Source organism: Kitasatospora sp. cg17-2, assembly GCF_054031055.1.
In genome coordinates this window covers 9153836-9176479 of record NZ_CM132923.1, presented here as the reverse complement: position 1 = coordinate 9176479, position 22644 = coordinate 9153836, and the positions used below count along the sequence as shown (strand labels likewise).

Sequence of the window (22644 nt, the reverse complement as noted above, 5' to 3'; positions counted from 1 at the left end):
CCGGCGGCGGCGGTTTCCCTCTAGGGTCGGGCGTACCCGCAGGTGAAAGCCCTGCTCCCAGCGATCGTACGAGGTCCGCCATCATGAGCCTGAGCATCCGCAACCAGATCCCCGGCACCGTCACCTCCGTCACCGCGGGCGAGGCGATGGCCACGGTGAAGGCCCGGCTGGACGGCGGCCAGGAGGTCACCGCGGCCGTCACCGTCGACGCCGTCGAGGAGCTCGGACTCGCCGAGGGCAGCGTGGTCCGGGCCATGGTGAAGTCCACCGACGTCTCCCTGGCCACCGGCCCGGTCACCGGGCTGAGCATCCGCAACCGGATCCCCGGCACCGTCACCGGCATCACGGCCGGGGCCGCCATGGCCACGGTGAAGGTCACCGTGGAGGGGGGCGGCGTCCTCACCGCGGCCGTCACCCGGGACGCCGTGACCGACCTGGGCCTGACCACCGGCTCCGCCGTGGTCGCTCTGATCAAGGCCACCGAGCTGTCCCTCGCCACCGCCTGACCACCGTCCGCCCCGGACGACGACGGGGGCCCCGGGAGCATCGGATGCTCCCGGGGCCCCTTGCCGTTGCCGGCGTGTCAGCCGCGTGTCAGCGGGGCAATCAACGGCCCTGGAGGGACTTCGCGGTGTCGCCGAAGCTCCAGCCCTTCGAGCCGTCCCAGTTGATCGACCAGGTCATGAGCCCCTTCAGCGCACCGCCGAAGGCGCCCCACGACTGGCTGACCAGGCTCGGCGCCATGTAGCCGCCGCCCGCGCCGGGCTGGGCCGGCAGACCGGGCACCTGCTTGTCGTAGGGGACCTTGATGGTGGTGCCCTGGATGGTCAGGCCGTTGTTCAGGCACTCGGTCTGCTTGGTGAAGCCCTGGACGGTGCCGGCCTGGTAGGAGTCACCGGAGCAGCCGTACATGCTGCCGTTGTAGTACTGCATGTTCAGCCACCACAGGCGGCCGTTGTCCACGTACTTCTTGATGATCGGCAGGTAGGCGCCCCAGATCGAGCCGTAGGTGACGCTGCCGCCGGTGACGTACGCGGTCTCGGGGGCCATCGTCAGACCGAAGCCCGCGGGCATCTGGGCGAGCACGCCGTCGATGATGCGGATCAGGTTGGACTGGGAGGCGGACAGCGTGCCGATGCTGCCGCTGCCGGAGAGCCCGGTCTCGATGTCGATGTCGATGCCGTCGAAGTTGTACTTCTTCAGGATCGGGACGACGGTCGCGACGAACTTGTCCGCGACGGCGCTGGAGCCGAGGTCGATGCCCGCGGCGGCGCCGCCGATCGACATCAGCAGGGTCGCGCCGGCCGCCTTGGCCTGGCACATCTCGGCGGGGGTGGACACCTTGACGCCGGCGTCCATGCCGTCCTGCCACAGGACGGTGCCGTCGGAGAGGATCACCGGGAAGGCGGCGTTGATGACGTTGTAGCCGTGCGCGGCGATCCGGCTGTCGGTGATGGGGACCCAGCCCATGCCCGGGTGCACGCCGTTGGAGGCGCCGTCCCAGTTCTCCCAGTAGCCCTGGAGGACCTTGCCCGCGGGGCGGGGCTTGGTCGGGCAGGTGTCACCGGTCGGCGGCGTCGTGGGAGGCGTCGTCGGCGGCGTGGTGGGCGGGGTGGTCGGCGGGGTGGTCGGCGGCGTGGTCGGCGGCGTCGTGGGAGGCGTCGTCGGCGGCGTCGTGGGCGGCGTGGTGGTGCCGCCGGGGCCGCTGAGCACCACGTCGTCCGCGTAGTACGCGGGCTGTCCGTACCAGCCGTGCAGGAAGACCGTCACCGAGGTGGTGCTCGGCCCGGTGCTGAAGCCGACGCTGAGCTGGCTGTAGGTGGCGCTGCTCGCCGTCCAGGTGGACTGGGCGCCGCTCAGGCCCGTGCCGGTGGCGCCCAGGTAGATGTAGCTGCCCTGGACGAAGGCGCTCAGCGTGTACTGCGAGTTGGGCTGCACGCTGACGGTCTGGGTGCACTGGGCGCTGTCCGAGCCGGCCGGCGTGGCCTTGAGCGCGGAGGAGCCGGAGTGCGTCGGACTGGCGACGGCGGCGCCGGAGCCGCCGGAACACGTCCAGTCGGAGAGCCCGTTCTCGAAGCCGGGGTTGGCCAGCAGGTTGGGGACCGCCGCGCCGGCGGTGACATTGCCGGCCACGACCAGGCCGGCGCCGATCACGGCGGCGGCGCTGATCAGCGCGAGGGAGCGGTTCACCGCGCCCGGTCCGGTCCGGGCGCCTCCGGTCCGGTACGTCCGGGCTGCTCGTTCCAGGGTGGCCCGGGGCTGCGGATCCGGGGTGCGCGACCTTCGTCGGAACATGCTGTGCTCCCTTCCCGCCGAGCGCCAGGGACGAAACCGACGCGTGGGGGCGTGACGCCCGGCTCTGGGTGAGGTGGGGGGACATGTGGGGCTGTGCCGGTCCGGATCGTAGGAGGGGCGGCCGAGCACGTCAATAGGTCTGGACCAATTGCGAGGGTCTGGACCAATTCGGGAGGCAGCCCGGCCCGGCCCGTGCGCCGGGGGATCCGCCGGCGCCGCTCCCCCCGGCCCGGGTTTCCGATGGGACGCGCGGGAGTTGGCGGGACCGGCGGCGCCGCGAGCGCGAGGACGGACGGGCCGTCAGCCCCGACCGGGGCCCGACGACGGCCGACGGGGCCGCAAACCGCCGGGGCATTCGACCATCCGAACGAGTGAATCCGGCGACGGCCGCCCCCGCTCGCGGCCGCCCGCCCGACACGCCGTCCGCCCCCGGCGCGGGGCGGCCCCGGGGCATCGGGGGCGTGCTCGAAAAGTCCCCGTTCGACCCGGGCTCGCCCGGTCGGAAATCCGCTTGAACGGCGCGCTCGAACAGCACCATCATCGGACCCCACCCCGCCCGTGACGGATTCGCCAACTCAGCTTTCCAGTAAGTGAGTTGTGCTGCTTCGCCATGGCCGGACCAGGTACTTCCGCCCGTCCGCGCACCGCTCCGCGACTGGAGGCCCCGTGGCCTGTCCCCCCACCCCGGCGATCCACTTCCCACCCGTCCCCGCGCCCCCGCCCGTCCCCGCCCCCCTGCCCGCCCGCGCGCCGCGGAAGGAGGCGAACGCTTGAGCACCACCACGACCTCGGCCGGCACCGCCGACGAGGAACTGCAGTGGCTCGCCGACGGACGCCGGATCGAGGCGATCGAGGCGATCAGCGTCAGCGCGATGGCCCGCCGACTGCCCGCGCTCGTCGTCCGCGCCTTCCGCCTCGGCTGGCGCATCGACCGCGCCTCCGTCGCCCTGCTCCTCACCTGCCAGGCGGTGTCCGCCGTCCTCGGCGCGGCCGGCCTGTTCGCGACCACCGGGACGATCTCCGCCCTGTTCGGCCCCGGCCAGGTCGGCACCAAACTCGCCCACGCCGCACCGTCGATCCTCGTGATCGCGGCGGCCGCCGGCGCCCGGTCCCTGCTGGGCATCACCATCCAGTCCATCACCATCCACCTCTCGCCGCGCATCTCCCGGGAGGCGGAGGCCTCGGTGCTGCGCGCCACCGTCGCGGCCGAGCTCACCGCCTACGACCACGCCGGCTACAACGACGAGCTGGAGGCCGCCGACCGGGGCGCCGAGGTCTGCGTGGACATCGTCGGCGAGGCGCAGAACCTGCTCGCCTCCCTCGCCTCCCTCCTCGGCGCCGCCGGCGTGCTGACCGTGCTCCACCCCGCGCTGCTCCCCCTGCTGGTGCTGGCGGCGCTGCCCCAGGGAATCGCGTCGGTGCACGCGGCCCGGGTGCAGTTCCTGGCCAACCGGGCCGCGATCGGTGACCGCCGGATCATGGCCAACCTGCGCTGGTACATCCACCTCAAGCGCAACGCCGACCAGGTCCGCTCCGACACCATGGGCGAGTTCCTGCTCAGCAAGTACGACGACGTCGGGCGGCGCTTGGACGCCAACTCCCGGCAGGCGGCGCGGCGCAGCGCCCGGGTGTCGGTGGTCGGCGCGGCCGCCTCCGGGCTGGGGACGGCCCTGGTCTGGGCGGCGATGCTGTGGCTGGTCAGCAGCGGCCGGATGAGCCTGCCGCGCGGCGGCGCCGCGGTGTTCGCGCTGGCCGCCGTCGGCACCAGTCTGCGCGGCATCGTCGGCTACGGCGCCGATCTGTTCCGCACCGGCATGTACCTGGACGACTGGTCGAACTTCCTCGACACGGCCGGCGGCCACCGGCCCGAGCGCGGCACCGAGGCGCCCGGGGCCCCGGAGCGGATCGCGGTGGAGGACCTCAGCTACGGCTACCCCGCCGCCGACCGCAAGGCGCTGGACGGGGTGAGCCTGCACGTCGAGCGCGGGGAGATCCTCGCCCTGGTCGGCGAGAACGGCTCCGGCAAGACCACCCTCTCCAAGCTCCTGGCCGGCCTCTACCTGCCCGACGCCGGAGCGGTGCGGTGGGACGGGCGCGACACCCGGGAGCTGGACCCGCACGCCCTGTGGCGCCAGGTCGCCGTGGTCCCGCAGGACTACGCGCGCTGGCCCATGACCTGCCGCGAGAACATCACGCTGGGCCAGCCCACGCCCGAGGGCGACGCGGCGGTGCTGCGGGCCGCCGACGCCTCCGGGGCCGCCGACGTCGTCGCCAAGCTCCGCCGGGGCCTGTCCACCCTGCTGGCGGTGGAGTGGATGGGCGGCGAGGAGCTGTCCGGCGGGCAGTGGCAGCGCCTGGCCATCGCCCGGGCCTTCCACCGCGAGGCCGGGCTGCTCGTCCTGGACGAGCCGACCGCCGCGCTCGACCCGCGCGCCGAGCACCGGATCTTCCAGAACCTGCGCGCCGTCGCCCGGGAGCGCGCGGTCGTCCTGGTCACCCACCGCCTGACCAACGTGGCCGTCGCCGACCGGATCGTGGTGCTGGAGAACGGCCGGGTCCTCCAGGAGGGGACGTTCGCCGAACTGGTCGCCGACGGTGCCGGGCGGTTCAGGGAACTGTGGGACCTGCAGAACGAACGCACCGGGCTGCCGGGCCAGCGGACCCGGCCGCCCCAGGGGTCCGGGGACCACGGGCAGGGCGGGGACCCCGAGCAGCACGGGGAGGCCGGGGAGGCCGGGCACCGGGGGTAGCGGTGCGGCCGGGCCGGAGCGGCGGGTTCCGCCGCTCCGGCCCGGCGCTCGCGCACACCGTCGGTCCCGCCGCGCACCGGCGTGGACCGGAAGCGCACTGGGACTGGGAGCGGACCTCGGGGGTCAGCGGGACTTGGCGGCGCGGACGAACTCGGTGATCAGGTCGGGGTCCTTGACCCCGCGCCGGACCTCGACCCCGCTGGAGACGTCCACGCCCCACGGGTTCGCGGCCGCGACGGCCTCGCGGACGTTCGCCGGGCCGAGTCCGCCGGCGAGCAGCCACTTCCCGGCCGGCGGGCGGGCGCCCAGTTCGGCCCAGTCCCACGGCTCCCCGGCGCCCGGCACCGGGGCGTCGAGCAGCAGCAGGTCCTCGCCGAAGTCCCCGCAGTCCGCGCCGGCCGCGTTCGCCGCCGAGGTGGCCCGGATCAGCGGCAGTCCCAGGTCGGACAGTTCCGCGAAGGCACCCGCCGGGTGGTTGCCGTGCAACTGCACCGCGCGGACCCCGGCCGCGCGGACCGCCGCGCGCACGTACTCCGCCGGCTCCTCCCGGAACACGGCCACCGTCAGCACCCCGTCCGGCACCGCCGCCACCAACTCCCGCGCCAGTGCGGGCTCCACCCGGCGCGGGCTCTCGGTCAGCACGAAGCCCAGCGCGTCGGCACCGGCCGCGACAGCCGCGGCCACATCCACAGCGGTGCTCAGACCGCAGATCTTCACAAACATGTTCCCGGGCACTCCCCACTGGACGGCCCCGCCAGCGTAGTACCGGTGCCGGGGCGGGGGCACCCGACCCGGCGCCCGGGGGTCCGGCGGCCTTCGTCCGGCCGGTTGGTCCGGATGCCACGTGCGGGTGCAGCCCGACGGCCCGCCGGGAACGGTGGGGGGATGGACACCGTTGTCGTACTGGAATCTGACACACCGACCAATGTCCGGGTCCTGGGACCCGGCCTCGCCCCGAACGATCCCGAGGGTCCGGTGCGCCGCGCGCACGCCGCCCCCGCGGAGGCCTCCGGCGTCTGCGGTCCCCGTACCCTGTGCGGGCTGGACACCTCCGAGATGACCCTCGCCCCGCACCGGTCCGGCCTGGACCGGGGCTGGCACACCTGCAGCGTCTGCCGGACCAACGGGGAGGGGGCCGGGGCCGAGCGGCACCCGGTGAGCAGTTCCGCCGTCTGACCCCCATCCACCGGAAGATCTTCAGCACCCGCCGGTGAGACGCCGTCACTTCGGCGGGTGAGAACCGAAAGATTTCCTGTCCTCAGCCCCCACTCTCCTCTCCCGCCCCCTCCCCGATCGCCCCCTCCCCGATCGCACCCTCCCCGACCACGTCCCTCTGGCGGCCCAGCCGCCAGACCAGCTCCTCGCCGCTCCCGGCCGGGCGGCGGCGGTCCTCGGTGAAGCCGAGCCTGGCCGCGACGGCTCCGCTCGCGTGATTGGCCGGATCGTGGGCGATCTCCACGTGCTCCACGCCCGGGAACCGGAAGGCCTCGGCGGCCAGGGCGCCCGCGGCCCGGGTCGCCACACCGCGCCCGGTGGCCGCCGGGTGGAGCCAGTAGCCGATCTCCATGACCCCGCCCGGACCTCCTTCCCGCCGGAACAGCTGGCAGGCGCCGACTATCGCCCCTCCCAGCACCACCGCGAAGGTGAAGTCCCGGCCCGCCTCCCAGGCCTCCTGGCGCCGCGCCAGGAATTCGGCGGTCCGCTCCGGGTCGTGCTCGTCGACCCAGGACATCCACGGTCTGAGGTGTCCCCGCGCCGCGTCGATGACCTCGTACAGCTCCGCGCGGTCCTCCACGGGGTCGAAACGGCGAAGGGTCAGGTCGTCCAGCTCGATCACCCGCGGCGGCATCTCCATGGGCGAAGGATCACCCCGATCGCCGCCGAGGGCAAGGGACTTCGGTCGGGAGACCGGGGTCGGCCGCGGGGGCGCGGGACGCCGACCGGGTGGTTCCCGCGACGGCCCCGAAGCCCCGGCGGCGGGGCGGTCGTTGTCAGCGTGATGCGAATCCTGCTGACCTCCGACACCCACCTCCCGACCCGGGCACGGGCCCTGCCCCCGCCGCTGCTCGACGCCCTCGACGAGGCCGACGTCGTGTTCCACGCCGGCGACTGGGTCGACACCGCCACCCTCGACCTGTTCCGGTCCCGGTCCGGGCGGCTGGTCGCCGTGCACGGGAACAACGACGGGGCGGCGCTGCGGGAGCAGCTGCCCGAGATCGCCCGGGTGCGGCTCCAGGGCCTCCGCTTCGCGGTGGTGCACGAGACCGGACCCGCCCGGGACCGGGAGCAGCGCTGCGAGGCCCGGTTCCCCGACACCGATGTGCTGGTCTTCGGACACAGCCACATCCCCTGGGACAGCCTCGCGCCGGGCGGCCTGCGGCTGCTCAACCCGGGCTCGCCGACCGACCGGCGCAGCCAGCCCTTCGCCACCTACCTCACCGCCCGGCTGGACGACGGACGGCTCACCGAGGTGCGGCTCCACCGCCTGCCGCCCCGCCGCTGAGCCGCCACTGAACCGCCCCTGAACCGCCGGCGCCGAACGGCGCACCGCACCGCACCGCCGGCGAGGCGCTCACGCGGACAGGTGCAGGGTGGTGCCCGGCGCGGTGCGGTAGGCGTCGCGGTAGTGCGCGGCGAAGCGCCCCGGGTGGGCGAAGCCCCAGCGCATCGCGATCTCGGTCACCGTGGTGCCGCGGGGGTCCGCGGCCAGCAGCTCACGGTGTGCGGCGTCGAGCCGGACCTGGCGCAGGAAAGCCAGCGGGGTGGTGTCCAGGTGGCGCCGGAACGCGTACTGGAGGGCCCGCGGGGTGACGAACGCGGCGGCGGCGATCTGCACGAGGCCGATGTCCCGGTCGGCGTTGGCCTCGATGAAGGCGACCGCCCGGCGGACGGTGCCGGGGGTGGCATCGGTGCTGTCGGCCGGGCGGACGGTGTCGCGGGTGCTGTTGGGCAGGGCGGCGAGGGTGGCGGCCGCCAGGTGCCTGGCCGCGGTGCCGACCAGCAGTTCGCTCTCGCAGGCCGCCGGGTCGTCGAGGACGTGGTCGCGGACGTAGGCGATGGTGGCCGCGAGCCGGCGGTTCGCGGCCCTGTCGACCGGCCGGTTGCCGGTCAGGCGCGGCGGGCGCGTTCCCGGGCCGGTGGGGGCGACGGCGTCCAGCAGCGCGGTGTCGAAGAGGGCGATGGTGTAACGGGCAGCCCGGACCTCGCCCCGGTAGGGCCGGTCGGGCGGGGCGACGAGGAAGGTCTCGTCGGGCCCGAACACCTCCTCGCGGCCGCCGGTGAGGTCGGCGAGGGTGCCGCCGTGCATGCTGATCAGGCACACCCGGCCCAGGTCGCCCGCGTCGTAGGCCATGGTGTAGCCGAAGTCGAGGCGGTCCATCGCCACCGGCCCGGCGGCCCGGCGGCTGATCCGCACCCTGGCGTCCTCGACGGGCCCGCCGATCCTCATCGGCGTGTACGCGGACGACAGGAACTCCTCCGTCTCGCCCACGTTCGCGCTCTCGAACGACAACGACTCCACCCGCACCACCACCGGCCGTCCCGTGCTCTCCGCCACGAGCCTACCCAGCTGCCGCGGCGGGGTCACCGCCCGCTCGGCGGGGCGGTGCGCGCGGCCGCTTCGTTCCCTGGCCGCCCGAGCTCCCCCGGTTTCGTTCACGGGGCTGTGCGCGGAGCCGCGGGCCTGCACCGTTGAGACCGCGTGGCGGTTCCCTCTCCGCGTTCGCCCGCTCCCCGAGTTCTTCCCCGCGCTCACCCCGCGCTACCGACGAGAGGCCCGGAATGCCCCCGCACAACACCCCGCACCACACCTACCGCCCCTTGCCACCCGATGCGGGCATGGGCGCGCAGATCGCGGACCTCGACGCGGAGGCCGAGCGTCAGCTGAGACAGCATCTGTGGGACCCGACGGAGGAGGACGCGGCACTGGCCCGCAAGACCGCGAGCGGACTCGCGGAGGCCGTCGGCGAAGCGGCGGCACAGGAGCGGCTGCCGGTCATCGAGCGCCTGGAGCACCTGCGCGAGGCCCTCGCCGTTCTCGCCATAGCCCTCGCCCGCATCCACGGCCCGCTCGCCTGGTACCTGGCCCAGTCCTGCACCGCGCTCTCCCCGGTGCTGCGCTGGCGCGCGCTGCCCGCCGACGGGCAGTCGTCCTTCGGCACCGTCGTCCCCTCCCCGTCCGACCTCACCGATGCCGAGCAGGCGGTGCGCCGCCTGCACACCGCGCTCACCCGCGCCGCCACCGGTACCGCGACCGATGCCGACGCCGGAATCGGCACCGGCACCGACACCGGCACGGGCACCGGCACGGGCACCGGCACCGGCACCGCGGCGAAGTCCGGGGCCGCGGGGACCGGTACCGACGGGCACGAGGGCCGCTCCGACCGCTGACACCACCGGGCGGAGGGTCACGGGATTCGGGTTCCTCCCGGACGGGCGCGGCCGCCGACACCGGGAGGGACCAGTCCCGCACGCATCCGGTGTCCGGTGCCCTCCGCGGATCGACCCCCGTACTGCACCGACGCCGCCCGGCGGGAACGACGGGAGCGGCACACCGGCCGGAACCGTCCGAACCGGACGATCACCCGGGTCGCACGTGCGGGGTGGCCCCGTCCCGGAGGAACGGGGCCACCCCGGCCCGGACGGTGTCAGCTGCAGTACGAGAACATGTCCGCGGTGCTGTAACTGCCGTTGGAGAAGTTCCACGTCGGCGTCTCGCCGGAACACGAGTGGCCGTAGGCCGTGAAGTTCCAGTTGCCCTTGTAGAGGCGGGTGTTGGAAACCCCGGTCACCGGAATGAAGCCGGCGTCGAACCAGTACGTGCCGGCGTTAGCGATCGGCCGGCCGTTGTTCGCCGAGTTGCTCGAGCTGGACTTCACGGTGACCTGGCCATAACTCCAGTTGTTGACGTAGTTGGTGTTCCACAGATTGACCTCGGTGTAGGCACCCCGGCAGTCCCAGCCGAGGTAGAACTTACCGATCGTCTGCGAGCCCACCAGGATGTTCTGGATCGGGCCGAGCACCTGGCCGCCGGCGGGGCAACTCGCCGCCGAGGCTTGGGCGGAACCGGCTCCGACCATGACGGACGAGAGCCCGGCCACGACCATCACGACCGCCGCCGAGGCCGCGCGCGCACGGGTACCGATTCGCATGATTTCCCCCTGGAAAGTCGTCGGGCGGCTCGTGCCCCCCGTTGGCGCGGCCCACTCTTCCACCGGCATTACGCATGGTCCAGACCTGCCTACGGAAAGTCTCGGCAAAGAGCGGCGCGCGGACACTCCGGGAACGGCACCGTCAACCGGAAAAGCCGCCCTTCGGTGGAACCGGGAGATACCGTCCGGACCCGGCGACGGAATTGCGCCGATTTCCGGCCTCCGGAATCCGGAATGCGCCCCGGCCGTTTCCAGCGGCCCACCGCCGGGCGTTATGCCCGGAAGGTGGCCCGGTACTCCGTCGGGGAGGTGCCGATGTGGCGGTGGAAGGCCGCGCGGAAGGCGGCGGGACTGCCGAGGCCGCTGAGGCGGGCGACCTGTTCGACCGGGGTCGGGGTCGTCTCCAGGAGTTCGCGGGCCCAGTCGAGGCGGGCGGCGGTCAGCCAGGCCATCGGGGAGCTGGCCGTCTCCTGCTGGAAGCGGCGGATGAACGTCCGGCGGGACATGTGGGCGCGCCGGGCGAGGTCGTCGACGCTCTGCCGCGACGCGAGGTTGCCGAGCATCCAGGCGCGCACCGCCGCGAGCTCGTCCCCGCAGGCGTCCGGCCGGAGGCGTTCGACGAACTGGGCCTGGCCGCCGGGGCGTTGGGGCGGGGCGACGAGCGCCCGGGCGCGGGCGTTGGCGGCGGCGGCGCCGTGGTCCCGCCGGACGATGTGCAGACAGAGGTCGACCCCGGCGGTCACCCCGGCGGAGGTGAGGATGTCGCCGTCGTCGACGAAGAGCAGGTTCGGCCGGACGTCGATCCGGGGGTAGCGGCGCTGCAGCGCCGCGGCGTCGCGCCAGTGGGTGGTCGCGGGACGGCCGTCCAGCAGCCCGGTGGCGGCCAGGGTGAACGCGCCGGTGCAGATCGACACCAGCCGCGCCCCGCGCGCGTGCGCCGTGCGGAGCGCCGCCAGCACCGTGCCGGGAACCGGCGCCTCCGGGTCCCGGTAGCCCGGGACGACGACGGTGTCGGCGTCCAGCAGCGCCTCCGGCCCGGCCGGGGCGGCGAGGCCGACACCGTCGGCGAGGACCGGTCCGGCCGACGGATCGGTGCAGACGGTGACGCGGTAGTGCGGGTCCGGCCCGAAGGTCTGCACCGGAATGCCGAGATCGAGCAGCAGGACGCCGGGCAGGGCCAGCACCGCGATCCGGTGGGGTTCGGGCGGCGGCTGGATCATGGCACGATCCTAGCGCTGACCGGCCCGCGTGCCACTGTCGCGGGCCGGCTCCGGCTCCCTAACCTGCGGCCATGGACTCCTTCTCGCTCGACCTGCCGACCGGCCCGCTGGCCGAGGCCGTCCTCGCCGCCGCGCGGACCTCCGAGAGCCCCTCGCTGGTCAACCACAGCGTGCGCAGCTTCCTGTTCGCCGAGCTCCTCGCCGCCCACCTGGGCTACCTGGACGACGCCGCCTACGACCGCGACCTGCTGTTCGCCGCCACCGTCCTGCACGAGCTCGGCGCGGGCGAACTCGCCAAGGGGGAGGCCCGGTTCGAGGTGGAGGGCGCCGACCTGGCGGCCGAGGTGCTGCGCCGCCACGACGTCCCCGAGGCGGACGTCGACCGGGTGTGGGAGGCGATCGCCCTGCACGCCTCGCCCGGCATCGCCGAGCGCCGCGGCCTGCTCTGCCACCTCACCCGCGAGGGCGTCGGCGCGGACTTCGGGCGCAACGCGGACCTCGTCGCCGCCTGGGCGCCGCAGATCCACGCCGCCCACCCCCGCCTGGACATGGTCCGCACCCTCGTCGACGCGATCGTGGAACGCGCCGCCCGGTCCGAGGCCGCCGCGCCCCGCTACTCCCTCGGTGGCGAACTGCTCCGCGAACGGCGCGCCGACGGCGTGACCTCCCTGGAGCGCGACGCCGCGACCTGCGCCTGGGGCGAGTAGGGCACACCCGTCCGGTCGGCGGTGGCGGCCCGGGGCTCCGGGGCGGACGGCACGGGCGCGGAGATTTCGGTTATCGCGCGGGCCGGCGGCGGTCTCCTGGTCGGGTGCCGGGTCCGGTCCCCCTGGCTCCGGACCCGGCACCCGCCGAACCGTGCCCGCCCCGGGAGAGAACCGCCGATGACCGCTCCGCCCACCGCTCAGCCGGCCCGATCGACCGCCGACCGACCGTCCCCCGCCGGACCGCTCGCGCATCCGCTCGCCCGCCGCTGGCTGCTCGCGTCCTGCGTGCCCGTGCTGCTCGTGCTCGGGATGGCGCTGACCGTCCCACCGGCGCCCTCGGCAGCCACCGCGGGGACACCCGGCACCGCCGACATGGCGGGCATGCCGGGCATGGACCACCCGGCGGGCGGCGCCCCGGACCTCGCCGCCGCAGGGCTCGCCGCCGAGCGGAACGGCTACCGGCTGGACCTCGCGGACCCCGGGCCGACGGCCGGGCGGGCGACGGACCTCCGGTTCACCGTCACCGGCCCGGACGGCGCCCCCGTCACCGACTTCGCCGTCCACCAGACCAAGAGGCTGCACTTCTACGCCATCCGCAGCGACCTCACCGGCTTCCAGCACCTCCACCCGGACCTGGCCGGGGACGGCACCTGGACCGCGGCGCTCTCCGCCCTCGCCCCGGGCACCTGGCGGCTGTACGCCGACTTCGTCCCGAACACCGGCCCCCACGCCGCCGAGCTGGTCCTCAGCCGGACCGTGACGGTGCCCGGCGAGGCCGCCCCGGTGCCGCTGCCCGCCCCCGGCGACACCGCCACCGTCGACGGCTACACCGTCACCCTGACCGCCCGGCCGGCGGCCGGGGCGCACCGGCTGACCGCCGTCCTCAGCCGGGACGGCCGCCCGGTCGGCGACCTCCAGCCCTACCTGGACGCCTACGCCCACCTCAGCGCCTTCCACGAGGGCGACCTCGCCCTGGCCCACCTCCATCCGGCGGGCACGGTGGACGGCGACCGCGGCGGGCCGGAGCTGACCTTCCAGGCGCTGTTCCCCGAGCCGGGCAACTGGCGGGTCTTCCTCCAGTTCCAGACCTCGGGGCAGCTGCACACCGCCGCGCTCACCCTGCGCGTCGACTGACCCCGGCCGCCGGATCGGCCGTTCCGGCGAATGCGGTACCCGGAGCGGTGGCCGACCGCTCCGCCCGGTGATCCGTCAACCGGTGGCACACCCCGTGCCACCGAACGGCGAGCACCAGGGAGTCCGGTATGACCATCGACCGCAGGAACGCGCTTCGGCTCACCTCACTGGCGGCGGCCGGTGCGGGGATCACCGCCGGGCTGGCGGGAGCCGCCCGGGCGGCGGGCTCCGGGCCCAAGGGTTCCTGGACCGAGAGTTCCGGGCCCAAGGGTTCCGGGCCCGAGGGCAGCCGACCGGCAGCGCGGCAGCTCGTCCTGACCGGGAAGCGGACCGCCGCCGACATCCCGGACGTGCTCGTCCCCGGCACCTCCTACTTCGTCCACTACGAGCTGCGGGACGCGGACGGCAACCCGGTCGGCACCGAGAGCGCGCAGTGCACCCCGGTGACCGTGGGACCGGACGGGGCGTTCGTCCTCGCGTCGCTGGTGCTGCTCCTCGCGGACGGCATGATCACCGCCTCGACCGCCTTCCAGCGGCCGCTGCCCGCCCTCACCGAGGTGCTCGTCGCGCCCCGCCGGTGGTCCCACCTGTTCGCGGTCACCGGGGGGACCGCCGCCTACGACGCGGCCACCGGGTCCGTCACGATCGAGCACCTCTCCCGGGAGGACGACGTCCTCACCATCGGCCTCGACTGAGGCCGGACCGCCCCGCCCCGCTCCCGGTACCCATCCGATCCGTCGCCGCGCTCCGAACCGCCCATGACCGCCGGACGGCACGGGAGGACGAGCGATGACCCACCACACCGAGCAGGACCCGACCGTCCCGGCGCTGCCGGAGGCGGCCGAGGTGATCGTGGTCGGAGCGGGCCCGGCCGGACTGGCCTGCGCGCTGGACCTGACCGGGGCGGGCCGCGAGGTGCTGGTCCTGGAGGCCGCCGACGAGGTGGGCGGGCGGATGCGCACCGACGTGGTGCGGGGGTTCCGCCTGGACCGGGGCTTCCAGGTGTTCAACACCGCGTACCCGCAGGTCCGGCGCCGCCTCGACCTCGCCGCGCTGCGGCTGCACCCGTTCACGCCCGGCATCCTGGTCGCCGACGGCGAGCGGTCGCGCCTGCTGCTGGACCCGACCCGACGTCCGGACCGGGCCCTCGACCTGCTGAGGGGCCGGGCGCTGCCCCCGCGCGACCTGGCGGCGCTCGGGCTGCTGGGACTGTGCGACGCGGTGCTGCCCGCCGCCCTGCTGAAGCGGATGCCGGAGACGAGCACCGCGCGGGCCCTGCGGCGGGCGGGCGTCTCGCAGCGCACCGTCGAGGGCGTGCTGCGGCCCTTCCTGGCAGGGGTGTTCCTGGAGGACCGGCTGGAGACGTCGAGCCGGATGTTCCACCTGGTGTGGCGCAGCATGCTGCGCGGGAGCCTGTGCCTGCCGCAGCAGGGGATCGGGGCCGTGCCCCGGCAGTTGGCGGCCGGGCTGCCGCCGGGGCGGCTGGTGTGCGGTGCGCCGGTGGACCGGCTGACGGCGGAGGGCGTGGTGCTCGCCGACGGGGTTCGGGTACGGGCGCGGACGGTGGTGGTGGCGACCGGGTCGGGCGCGGCGGCCCGGCTGCTTCCGGGCCTGGAGGTTCCGGCGGCGCGGGCGGTGACGACGTTCTACCACGCGGCGCCGGTCCGCCCGCTGGACGGACCGGTGCTGGTCGTGGACTCCCGGGGGCCGGTGCTGAACACCGTCGTGCTGTCCGAGGTGGTGCCGGACTGCTCCCCCGACGGGCGGGCGCTGGTGTCGACGTCCGTGCGGGGTGTGGCGGCGGACGAGGGCGCGGTGCGGCGGCGGGCGGGCGAGTTGTACGGCGTGGACGTGTCCGGATGGGAGCCGCTCGCCGCCTACCGGATCCCCGAGGCGCTGCCGGCCGGTCCGGCGCCGCTCGAACTCAGCCGGACGACGCGCTTCGCGCCGGGCCGCTACGTGTGCGGGGACCACCGGGCGACGGCCTCGCTGCAGGGGGCGCTGGCCTCGGGGGCGCGGGCGGCCCGGGAGGTGTCGGCCGATCTGGCGGGTTCGCGGACCTGACGGGCTCACGGACCTGCCGGGGCACCCACGACCCGGGGCCCCCGCCCGGGCGCGATGCCCGCTCCGGACCTCGGAGGCCCGGAGAAAAATCCCGGCGGCCCGGGCGCGGCCCCGGGATACTGGCCGCCATGGACGAGGCCAGCGTGGACGAGGTCGAGGTCGTCGTCGCCCACTCCGAGCGGGCGACCCTGCGCGTCGGCGACGTGTTCCTGAAGGTGGACGGCGACCGGGCGCGCGCCGGGGTCGAGGCCCGGGCGATGGCGCTGGCGCCCGTCCCGACCCCCGAGGTGCTGTGGCACCGACCGCCCGTGCTCGCGATCGCCGCCCTCCCGGGGCGGGCGCTCGCCCAGCTGGGCCGGCCGTCCACCGCCTCCCCGGCGGCGTGGGCGGCGGCGGGTGCGGCGATCCGGACCCTGCACGACGCTCCGCTGCCGCCCTGGCCGGGCCGGAGCGCCGACGACCTCGCGGCGGCCCTCGACGTCGAATGCGCGTGGCTGGTGGCCGACGGCGTGCTGCCCCGCGACCTGGTGGCCCGCAACCGCCGGATCGCGGAGGCCGCGCTCCGCCCGTGGACCCCGGTGTTCGTGCACGGCGACCTCCAGCCCAGCCATGTGTTCGTCGAGGGCGAGCGGGTGACCGGGGTCATCGACTGGTCGGAGGCGGCCCGCGGTGACGCGCTGTTCGACCTGGCCCTCCTGACGCTCGGGCACCGGGAGCACCTCGGTGACGTGCTCGCCGGGTACGGCAGCGGGCCGGATCTCGACCGCGACGTGATCCGCGGGTGGTGGGTGCTGCGGAGCCTGCTGACGGTCCGCTGGCTGGCCGAGCACGGCTTCGACCCGGCGGCGCCGGGCTGCGAGATCGACGTGCTGAGGGCCCGGCTCTGACACCGCGGGTCGTTCGCGCGTCCGGGGCCCCGGACTCCGTTCGACTCGATGCGGAAACGCTGCACGAACGATGCGAGTGGGATCGGCGCATCGGTTCGCTGCACGGTGGACGGGTGAGGTCACTGGCGCAGGCAGGTGAGGACATCGCCCTCGACCCCGGGCCGTCCGGGGCGGAGGCCGGGGAGCTGTGCCGTCTCCTGACGCGCTCGGCGCGGGGCGACGACGCGGCGTTCGAGCTGCTGTTCCACGCGGTGAGCGGGCCCGTGTACGGGACGGCGCTGCGGACCCTGCGCAGTCCGGCGCACGCCGAGGAGGTCGCCCAGGAGGTGCTGCTGGAGGTGTGGCGCACGGCGGCCGCCTACCGGCCCGAGCGCGGCACGGTACTGGCGTGGGTCCTGACGATCGCCCACCACCGCGCCGTGGACCGCGTCCGCTCGGCCCGCGCGGCCGCCGACCGGGAGCGGCGGCTCGCCCTCCCGGAGGCGGACACGGAGTGCGAGCCGCCGGAGGAGCAGGCGGCGCGCTCGCTCGACCGGGCCCGGGTGCGGTCCGCGCTGGCGGGGCTGAGCGCGGCGCAGCGCGAGGCCGTGGTCCTGGCCTACTACGGCGGGTACACGCAACGGGAGATCGCGCAACGGCTGGCGCTGCCGCTGGGCACGGTCAAGACCCGGATCCGTGACGGTCTGCGGCGCCTGCGGGACACCTTCGACCCGGGCCCGGGCCCCGTCACCGGCCGCGTCACCGGCCCCGCCGCCGACACCACCGGACCGACGGCGACCGACGGAACGCCCCGCGGGGCGGCCGCGATCGTAGAATCGCCGACCGGCCCCCAGCACGGCGCCGGGTGCCCCGGCGCCCGGACCGTCCGCTCCGCGGGAGGACACCATGGCTCTCGACCGACCGCCCGCCCCGGACGTCCCGCCCCCGGAGGCGTCCGATCCGCACCCCGGCCGCGGGGGCCCCACCGCGGGGAGGTCCTGGCCGTGGTGACGCCGCGCACCTCGCAGGAGGGGGCCCGGGACGCCGACGGACCGGGCCTGCCCACCGGAGGGGTCGCCCGGCGCCTGGGGGTGTCGCCGACGACGGTCCGTTCCTGGGAGCGCCGCTACGGCATCGGTCCCGCCGACCGCCGCGCCGGGCACCACCGCCGCTGGAGCCCGCAGGACATCGCCGTCCTGGAGGCGATGTGCCGGCTGACGGCCAGGGGCGTGCCACCGGGCGAGGCCGCCCGCACCGCGCTGGCCCGGCGCGGGAACGTCAGCACCGGCCCGGAGGACACCGGCCCGGACGAAAGCACCGGGCCGGACGGGAGCACCGGCCCCGAGGACGGCACCGGCCCCGAGGACGCCGCGGCCGGCCCCGCTCCCGGCGGCGGCCGGACGCTGCGGGTCGGAGCGGTGAGCCCCGAATGCCGCGGTCTGGCCCGGGCCGCGGTGCGCCTGGACGCGCCGGAGGTCACCGCGATCCTGCGCGGGGCCGTCGAACGGCTCGGCGTGGTCGACGCCTGGACCGAGGTGATGATGCCCGCGCTCCAGGCCGTGGGGCGCAAGTGGGCGGTCGACGGCGAGCACTACGTCGAGGTCGAGCACCTGCTGTCCTGGCACGTCTCCAGCGTGCTGCGCGGTGTGGCGGTGGAGGCCGTCCGGGTCCGGCCGGTGCGGCCGGTGCTGCTGGCGGCGACGCCCGGCGAGCAGCACACCCTCCCGCTGGAGGCCACTGCGGCGGCCCTGACCGAACGCGCCCTCCCGTTCCGGATGCTGGGCGCGGCCGTCCCGCCGCGCGCGCTGCTCGACGCCGTCCACCGGCTCGGGCCGGGCGCCGTGATGATCTGGTCCCAGGACCGGCAGACCGCCGACCGGGGGCTGGTGCGCCAGGTGAGCGCCGGGGCGTGGGGACCGCGCGGCTCCCGGGGCCGGGCGACGGTGGTCGCGGCCGGTCCGGGCTGGGGCCGGAGCAGGTCCCCGGACGAGGCCGTGACGCCCCGCACGCTCGCCGGCGCCGTCGACCTCCTGGAGGAGGCGGTCACGGCCTGACGCCCGCCCGGGGCCGGCCCCGCCGACCCCCGGAACCGGGAACCCGCAACGCCCGACGCCCGACCCCCGACCCCCGACCGCGCCACCTGCGAGGCACCACCCGTGACCGTATCGATCGCCCTGTTCACCCAGGACCTGCGCCTGCACGACAACCCCGTGCTGCACGGCGCACGCACCTCGGCCGACCAGGTCGTCCCCCTGTTCGTCTCCGACCCCGCCGTCGAGGCCGCCGGCTTCGCCGCGCCCAACCGGCAGGCCTTCCTGTCCGACTGCCTCGCCGACCTGGACGCCTCGCTGCGCGGGATCGGGTCCCGGCTGACCGTGCGCCGGGGCGAGGCCGCCGAGCAGACGGCGCGGCTCGCCGCCGAGACCGGCGCCGCCACCGTGCACGTCGCCGCCGGGGTGACCGCCTTCGCCCAGCGCCGCGAGGAGCACCTGCGCAAGCTCCTCGGCGACCGCCTGCACGTCCACGACGCCTCCGTGACCGTGCTCCCGCCGGGTCGGGTCACCCCGGCCGGACGCGACCACTATGCGGTCTTCACCCCGTACCACCGCGCCTGGCAGCAGGCCCCCCGCCGCACCGTCCTCACCGCCCCCAGGACGCTTTCCACCCCGGACGGGATCCGCAGCGACACCCTGCTCGTCGACGGCGCGACCTCCCCGGGCCTGCCGCCCGGCGGCGAGAGCGCGGCCCGGGCCCGCTGGCGCCGGTGGGACCTCGACGCCTACGCCGACATCCACGACGACCTGGCGGCGGACGACACCTCCCGGCTCTCCCCCTACCTGCACTTCGGCTGCCTCTCCCCCACCGAGCTCGTCACCCGCGCCCTGCGGCACGACGGCCCGGGCGCGCAGGCGTTCGTCCGACAGCTGGTCTGGCGGGACTTCCACCACCAGGTCCTCGCCGCCCGCCCCGACGCCGCGCGCCGCGACTACCGCGACCGGGACGACCGCTGGCACCACGACGAGGCCGAGGCGGAGGCGTGGCGGCAGGGCCGCACCGGCTACCCGATCGTCGACGCCGGGATGCGCCAGCTCGCCCACGAGGGCTGGATGCACAACCGCGCCCGGCTGGTGACCGCGAGCTTCCTGGCCAAGAACCTCTACCTGGACTGGCGGATCGGCGCCGCCCACTTCCTCTCCCTGCTGGTCGACGGCGACGTGGCCAACAACCAGCTCAACTGGCAGTGGGTCGCCGGCACCGGCACCGACACCCGGCCCAACCGGGTCCTCAACCCGCTGCGCCAGGCCGACCGCTACGACCCCGACGGCGCCTATGTGCGCCGCTGGGTCCCCGAGCTCGCCCACCTGCCGGGCCCCTCCGTCCACCGGCCCTGGCTGTTCACCGCCGACTACCCGGAGCCGATCCTCGACCCCGAGACCCTGAACGCCCGCTTCCAGCACGGGCGCCCCTGACGACGGACGCCCACCGTCCGGCCCGGTCGCGGGCCGGTCGCGGGCCGGTCGCGGGCCGGTCGCGGGCCGGTCGCGGGCCGGTCGCGGGACGGCCGTCGGTCGCCTCAGTCGGCGAGGGCCGCCGCCAGCTGGTCGCGGGAGGCGACGCCGAGCTTCGGGAACGCCCGGTAGAGGTGGTGTCCGACCGTACGCGGGCTGAGGAACAGCTGGGCGGCGATCTCGCGGTTGCTCCGGCCCGCCGCGGCCAGCCGGACCACCTCCCGCTCCTGCGGGGTCAGCCGCCCGAGCGGGACGCCGGTGGCGCTGGTGTCGTCGATCACCTCGCCGGTGCCGCGGAGCTCGGCCCGGGCGCGCTCCGCCCAGGGCCGGGCGCCGGCCTTCTCGAAGCCCTCCAGGGCCTCCCGCAGGACGCGCCGCGCGTCGGAGCGGCGCCGCCGCCGGCGCAGCCACTCGCCGTGCAGCAGCCGGGTCCGGGCCAGCTCCAGCCCTCCCCCGGCGCGTTCGCCGTGGGCGGCCGCGGCGTGGAAGGACTCCTCGGCCCCCTCGTCGTCGGTGGTGAGGGCCCGGCACCGGGCGGCCAGGGCGTGGGCCGCCGGGCTGCCGCACTGGTCGGCCCAGCGCCCGAGCCGCTCGGCGGCCCCGGGCCGGACCGTGCCCGCGCGGGCCGCGGCCTCCACGAGTTCGGGCAGCACCGGCGCGTTCAGCACCGGCGGTCCGCCGGGGTGCCGGTCGGCCGCGTCGAGGTGGGCGAGGGCGGCCGCCGCGTCGCCGGCGCCGAGGTGGGCGAGGGCGAGGGCGTACCGGGCCTGAGCGGCGGCGGTGCCGAGTTCGTGGTCGCGGGCGTGGTCCAGCGCGGCCCCGGCCAGCTCCCGGCAGCGCGGTTCGTCGCCCTCGACGGCCGCGCAGACGGCGAGCGTGGCCCGGAGGTAGCAGGCGCGGTGGTCCAGGCCCGCGTACCCGGCGATGGTCAGGCCCTCCTCGGCGGCGCGGGCGGCGGGCCGGAGCTCGCCCAGCGCGAGGTGCGCCTCGGCGAGCAGGTGCAGGCAGGTGGCCTGCCAGCCGAGCAGGCCGTGCGAGCGGCAGTGGGCGAGCAGCAGTTCGGCGAGTTCGCGGGCGCGCCCGTGGTCGGCCAGCGCGTGCACGGCGTGGGCGGCGAGGAAGCGTTCGCTGAACAGGGTGCCGGGGTCGCGCGCCGCCGCCTCGAACCGCTCCGCCGCCACCGGCTCGCCGCCGTACACGGCCGCCAGGGCGATCAGGGTGGCGGGGTGGTCCGCGGGCGCGGCCGCGACCCGGGCCCGGACCCGCTCGACCAGGTCCGGATCACCCGCTGACTGAGCGGCGTGGAAGGCCTCGGTGAGGATCGTCGGACCGGCGTCCCCGGCCGCGAGCAGCACCTCGACCGCGCGTACGGCCGAGCCCTCGTTGAGCTCCAGCGCGGCCCGCACCCGGGCCAGTTCGGCGTTCTCGGCTGCGGCGTTCCCGGCCGGGGCGTCCCCGGCTGCGGCGCCGGAGTCCTCCCCGCCGCGCCGCAGCAGCGCGGCGACGCGCCGGAACTGGCCGGCGTCGGCGGCGGCCTGGGCCGCGGCGACCAGGCGGCGGCGCCGGTCGGCCGGGTCGGGGCTCAGCTGGGACGCCCGCTCGTGGGCGGCCGAGGCGCTCGCCGTCCCCTGGCGGCCGCCGGCCCGTTCGGCGGCGGCGTCGAGCTCCCGGGCCACCGCCTCGTCCGGGCCGGTGCTGGCCGCGGCCCGGTGCCAGGCCCGGCGGTCGGCGTGCTCGGCGCCGACCAGCACCTCGGCCAGGGCCAGATGGGCGCCGATCCGGCGGGCCAGGGTGGCGCCGCGGTAGGCGGCGGCCCGCACCAGCGGGTGGCGGAACGTCAGGACGGCCCCGTCGAGGTGGATCAGCCCGGCGGTCTCGGCGGGTTCGAGCGCGGCCGCCGAGACCCCGGCGGCGGCCAGCACCACGCCCAGGTCGCCCATGTCGTCGGCGGCGGCGACCAGCAGTGCCGCCCTGGTGGACTCCGGCAGCCGGCCCAGGCGGTCGCCGAACGCGGCCGTCACCCGGCTGGCCGGCGTCGGGTCGGCCGGGGCGGCGGGCAGCGGGCCGAGCAGCCCGGCCCGCTGCTCCTCGCTGAGGGCCCGGGGCAGTTCGATCAGGGCCAGCGGGTTGCCCCGGGCCTCGGCCGCGACCCGTTCCCGTACGTGCGGGGGGAGGTCCGCGCCCGCGTGTTCGGCCAGCAACGCGGCGACCGCCTCCCGGTCCAGGGCGTCGAGCCGCAGTTCCGGCAGGCCGAGCGGGACCGGCTCGCGCACCGCGAAGACCATCACCACCCCCTCGGAGTCCAGCCGCCGGGCGGCGAAGGCCAGGGCGTCCAGGGAGGCCCGGTCCACCCACTGGGCGTCGTCGACGAGACAGAGCAGCGGGCTCTCGCCCGCGTACTCGGAGAGCAGCGTCAGCACGCCGAGTCCGGTCAGGAACCGGTCCTGGCCGGTGGGCGCGGCCAGTCCGAACGCCGCCCGCAGCGCGTCGGCCTGGGGCTCCGGCAGCAGGCCGAGCCGGTCGAGGGCGGGGCGGAGCAGCTGGTGCAGGGCGGCGAAGGGGAGTTCGGTCTCGGCCTCGATGCCCGTCGTCCGCAGCACCCGGGCCGTGGCCCGGCCGGCCGCGCCCGCCGCACCCGACGCACCGTCGGCGGCGCCGTCCCCGGCCGCCGCGGCCGCTCCCGTCGCCTCGGCCGCGAGGTGATCCAGCAGCGCCGTCTTGCCGATACCGGCCTCGCCGTGGACGACCAGGGCACCGCTGGCACCCTCCGCCGCCCGCCGGAGCAGACTTCTGAGCTGGCCTTCTTCCGCGGCCCGACCGTAGAGCATCCGGGGAGTCTAACCGGACGGGTGTACGACCCCGGACCTCGCGTTGGGTCATGGTGACCGATTCACCGGTAGGGGCGGCGCGCCTACCGTCGTACCTGTTCGACCGGTCCCACGGGGACGA

At 76.0% G+C, this 22644-nt stretch carries 19 protein-coding genes; 12 read left to right on the top strand and 7 right to left on the bottom strand.

Annotation, left to right across the window (positions count from 1 at the left end; genetic code table 11):
* Positions 1-83 precede the first annotated feature (83 nt).
* Complete coding sequence (locus ACW14Y_RS38520; protein WP_380311878.1) at positions 84-506, top strand: TOBE domain-containing protein; 423 nt, start codon at positions 84-86, stop codon at positions 504-506.
* 100 nt (positions 507-606) lie between these two features.
* Here the strand turns inward: ACW14Y_RS38520 and ACW14Y_RS38515 are convergent, their stop codons facing one another.
* Complete coding sequence (locus ACW14Y_RS38515; protein WP_456985123.1) at positions 607-2295, bottom strand: carbohydrate binding domain-containing protein; 1689 nt, start codon at positions 2293-2295, stop codon at positions 607-609.
* Between the two features lie 770 nt (positions 2296-3065).
* Here ACW14Y_RS38515 and ACW14Y_RS38510 point away from each other — a divergent pair.
* The gene (locus tag ACW14Y_RS38510; RefSeq protein ID WP_456985122.1) at positions 3066-5045 is read left to right on the top strand and encodes an ABC transporter ATP-binding protein; all 1980 of its coding nucleotides are present in this window, start codon (positions 3066-3068) and stop codon (positions 5043-5045) included.
* Positions 5046-5168: 123 nt separating this feature from the next.
* Here ACW14Y_RS38510 and ACW14Y_RS38505 read toward each other — a convergent pair whose 3' ends face one another.
* Positions 5169-5768: a phosphoribosylanthranilate isomerase gene (locus tag ACW14Y_RS38505; protein WP_380312448.1), complete on the bottom strand. Its 600-nt coding sequence runs from the start codon at positions 5766-5768 to the stop codon at positions 5169-5171.
* Between the two features lie 162 nt (positions 5769-5930).
* On the opposite strand from ACW14Y_RS38505, the gene ACW14Y_RS38500 reads away from it, so the two are divergent.
* Complete coding sequence (locus ACW14Y_RS38500; protein WP_380312450.1) at positions 5931-6221, top strand: hypothetical protein; 291 nt, start codon at positions 5931-5933, stop codon at positions 6219-6221.
* An 82-nt stretch (positions 6222-6303) separates the two neighbouring features.
* On the opposite strand, the gene ACW14Y_RS38495 is transcribed toward ACW14Y_RS38500, so the two are convergent.
* On the bottom strand, positions 6304-6900 hold the full coding sequence (locus tag ACW14Y_RS38495; protein ID WP_456985121.1) for a GNAT family N-acetyltransferase: 597 nt from the start codon (positions 6898-6900) through the stop codon (positions 6304-6306).
* A gap of 144 nt (positions 6901-7044) precedes the next feature.
* On the opposite strand from ACW14Y_RS38495, the gene ACW14Y_RS38490 reads away from it, so the two are divergent.
* Complete coding sequence (locus ACW14Y_RS38490; RefSeq protein ID WP_456988369.1) at positions 7045-7548, top strand: metallophosphoesterase family protein; 504 nt, start codon at positions 7045-7047, stop codon at positions 7546-7548.
* A gap of 69 nt (positions 7549-7617) precedes the next feature.
* On the opposite strand, the gene ACW14Y_RS38485 is transcribed toward ACW14Y_RS38490, so the two are convergent.
* Positions 7618-8601, bottom strand: a complete 984-nt coding sequence (locus ACW14Y_RS38485) for a helix-turn-helix domain-containing protein (protein WP_380312548.1) — start codon at positions 8599-8601, stop codon at positions 7618-7620.
* A 224-nt stretch (positions 8602-8825) separates the two neighbouring features.
* On the opposite strand from ACW14Y_RS38485, the gene ACW14Y_RS38480 reads away from it, so the two are divergent.
* Complete coding sequence (locus ACW14Y_RS38480; RefSeq protein WP_456985120.1) at positions 8826-9434, top strand: hypothetical protein; 609 nt, start codon at positions 8826-8828, stop codon at positions 9432-9434.
* Positions 9435-9691: 257 nt separating this feature from the next.
* Here the strand turns inward: ACW14Y_RS38480 and ACW14Y_RS38475 are convergent, their stop codons facing one another.
* Entirely contained in the window at positions 9692-10195 is a 504-nt protein-coding gene (locus ACW14Y_RS38475) for a hypothetical protein (protein WP_380312544.1), read from the bottom strand.
* A gap of 272 nt (positions 10196-10467) precedes the next feature.
* Positions 10468-11415, bottom strand: coding sequence for a GlxA family transcriptional regulator (locus tag ACW14Y_RS38470; protein ID WP_456985119.1), 948 nt, complete (start codon positions 11413-11415; stop codon positions 10468-10470).
* A gap of 71 nt (positions 11416-11486) precedes the next feature.
* Here ACW14Y_RS38470 and ACW14Y_RS38465 point away from each other — a divergent pair, with 71 nt between their 5' ends.
* The 7 genes from ACW14Y_RS38465 to ACW14Y_RS38435 all read left to right on the top strand — a co-directional run bounded on the left by ACW14Y_RS38465 (position 11487) and on the right by ACW14Y_RS38435 (position 19656).
* Entirely contained in the window at positions 11487-12122 is a 636-nt protein-coding gene (locus tag ACW14Y_RS38465; RefSeq protein WP_456985118.1) for an HD domain-containing protein, read from the top strand.
* Positions 12123-12299: 177 nt separating this feature from the next.
* Entirely contained in the window at positions 12300-13256 is a 957-nt protein-coding gene (locus ACW14Y_RS38460) for a hypothetical protein (protein ID WP_456985117.1), read from the top strand.
* A gap of 128 nt (positions 13257-13384) precedes the next feature.
* Positions 13385-13951 carry a hypothetical protein gene (locus tag ACW14Y_RS38455; RefSeq protein WP_380309870.1) on the top strand — a complete coding sequence of 189 codons (567 nt, stop codon included), beginning with the start codon at positions 13385-13387 and terminating at the stop codon, positions 13949-13951.
* Between the two features lie 94 nt (positions 13952-14045).
* Positions 14046-15320, top strand: coding sequence for an NAD(P)/FAD-dependent oxidoreductase (locus ACW14Y_RS38450; protein WP_456985116.1), 1275 nt, complete (start codon positions 14046-14048; stop codon positions 15318-15320).
* 143 nt (positions 15321-15463) lie between these two features.
* Positions 15464-16207, top strand: a complete 744-nt coding sequence (locus ACW14Y_RS38445) for a phosphotransferase family protein (RefSeq protein WP_456988367.1) — start codon at positions 15464-15466, stop codon at positions 16205-16207.
* 113 nt (positions 16208-16320) lie between these two features.
* Entirely contained in the window at positions 16321-18240 is a 1920-nt protein-coding gene (locus ACW14Y_RS38440; RefSeq protein WP_456985115.1) for a sigma-70 family RNA polymerase sigma factor, read from the top strand.
* A gap of 102 nt (positions 18241-18342) precedes the next feature.
* Positions 18343-19656 (top strand): cryptochrome/photolyase family protein, encoded by a 1314-nt coding sequence (locus tag ACW14Y_RS38435; RefSeq protein ID WP_456985114.1) that lies wholly within the window; start codon positions 18343-18345, stop codon positions 19654-19656.
* 104 nt (positions 19657-19760) lie between these two features.
* Here the strand turns inward: ACW14Y_RS38435 and ACW14Y_RS38430 are convergent, their stop codons facing one another.
* On the bottom strand, positions 19761-22523 hold the full coding sequence (locus tag ACW14Y_RS38430; RefSeq protein WP_456985113.1) for an AAA family ATPase: 2763 nt from the start codon (positions 22521-22523) through the stop codon (positions 19761-19763).
* Positions 22524-22644: the final 121 nt, after the last annotated feature.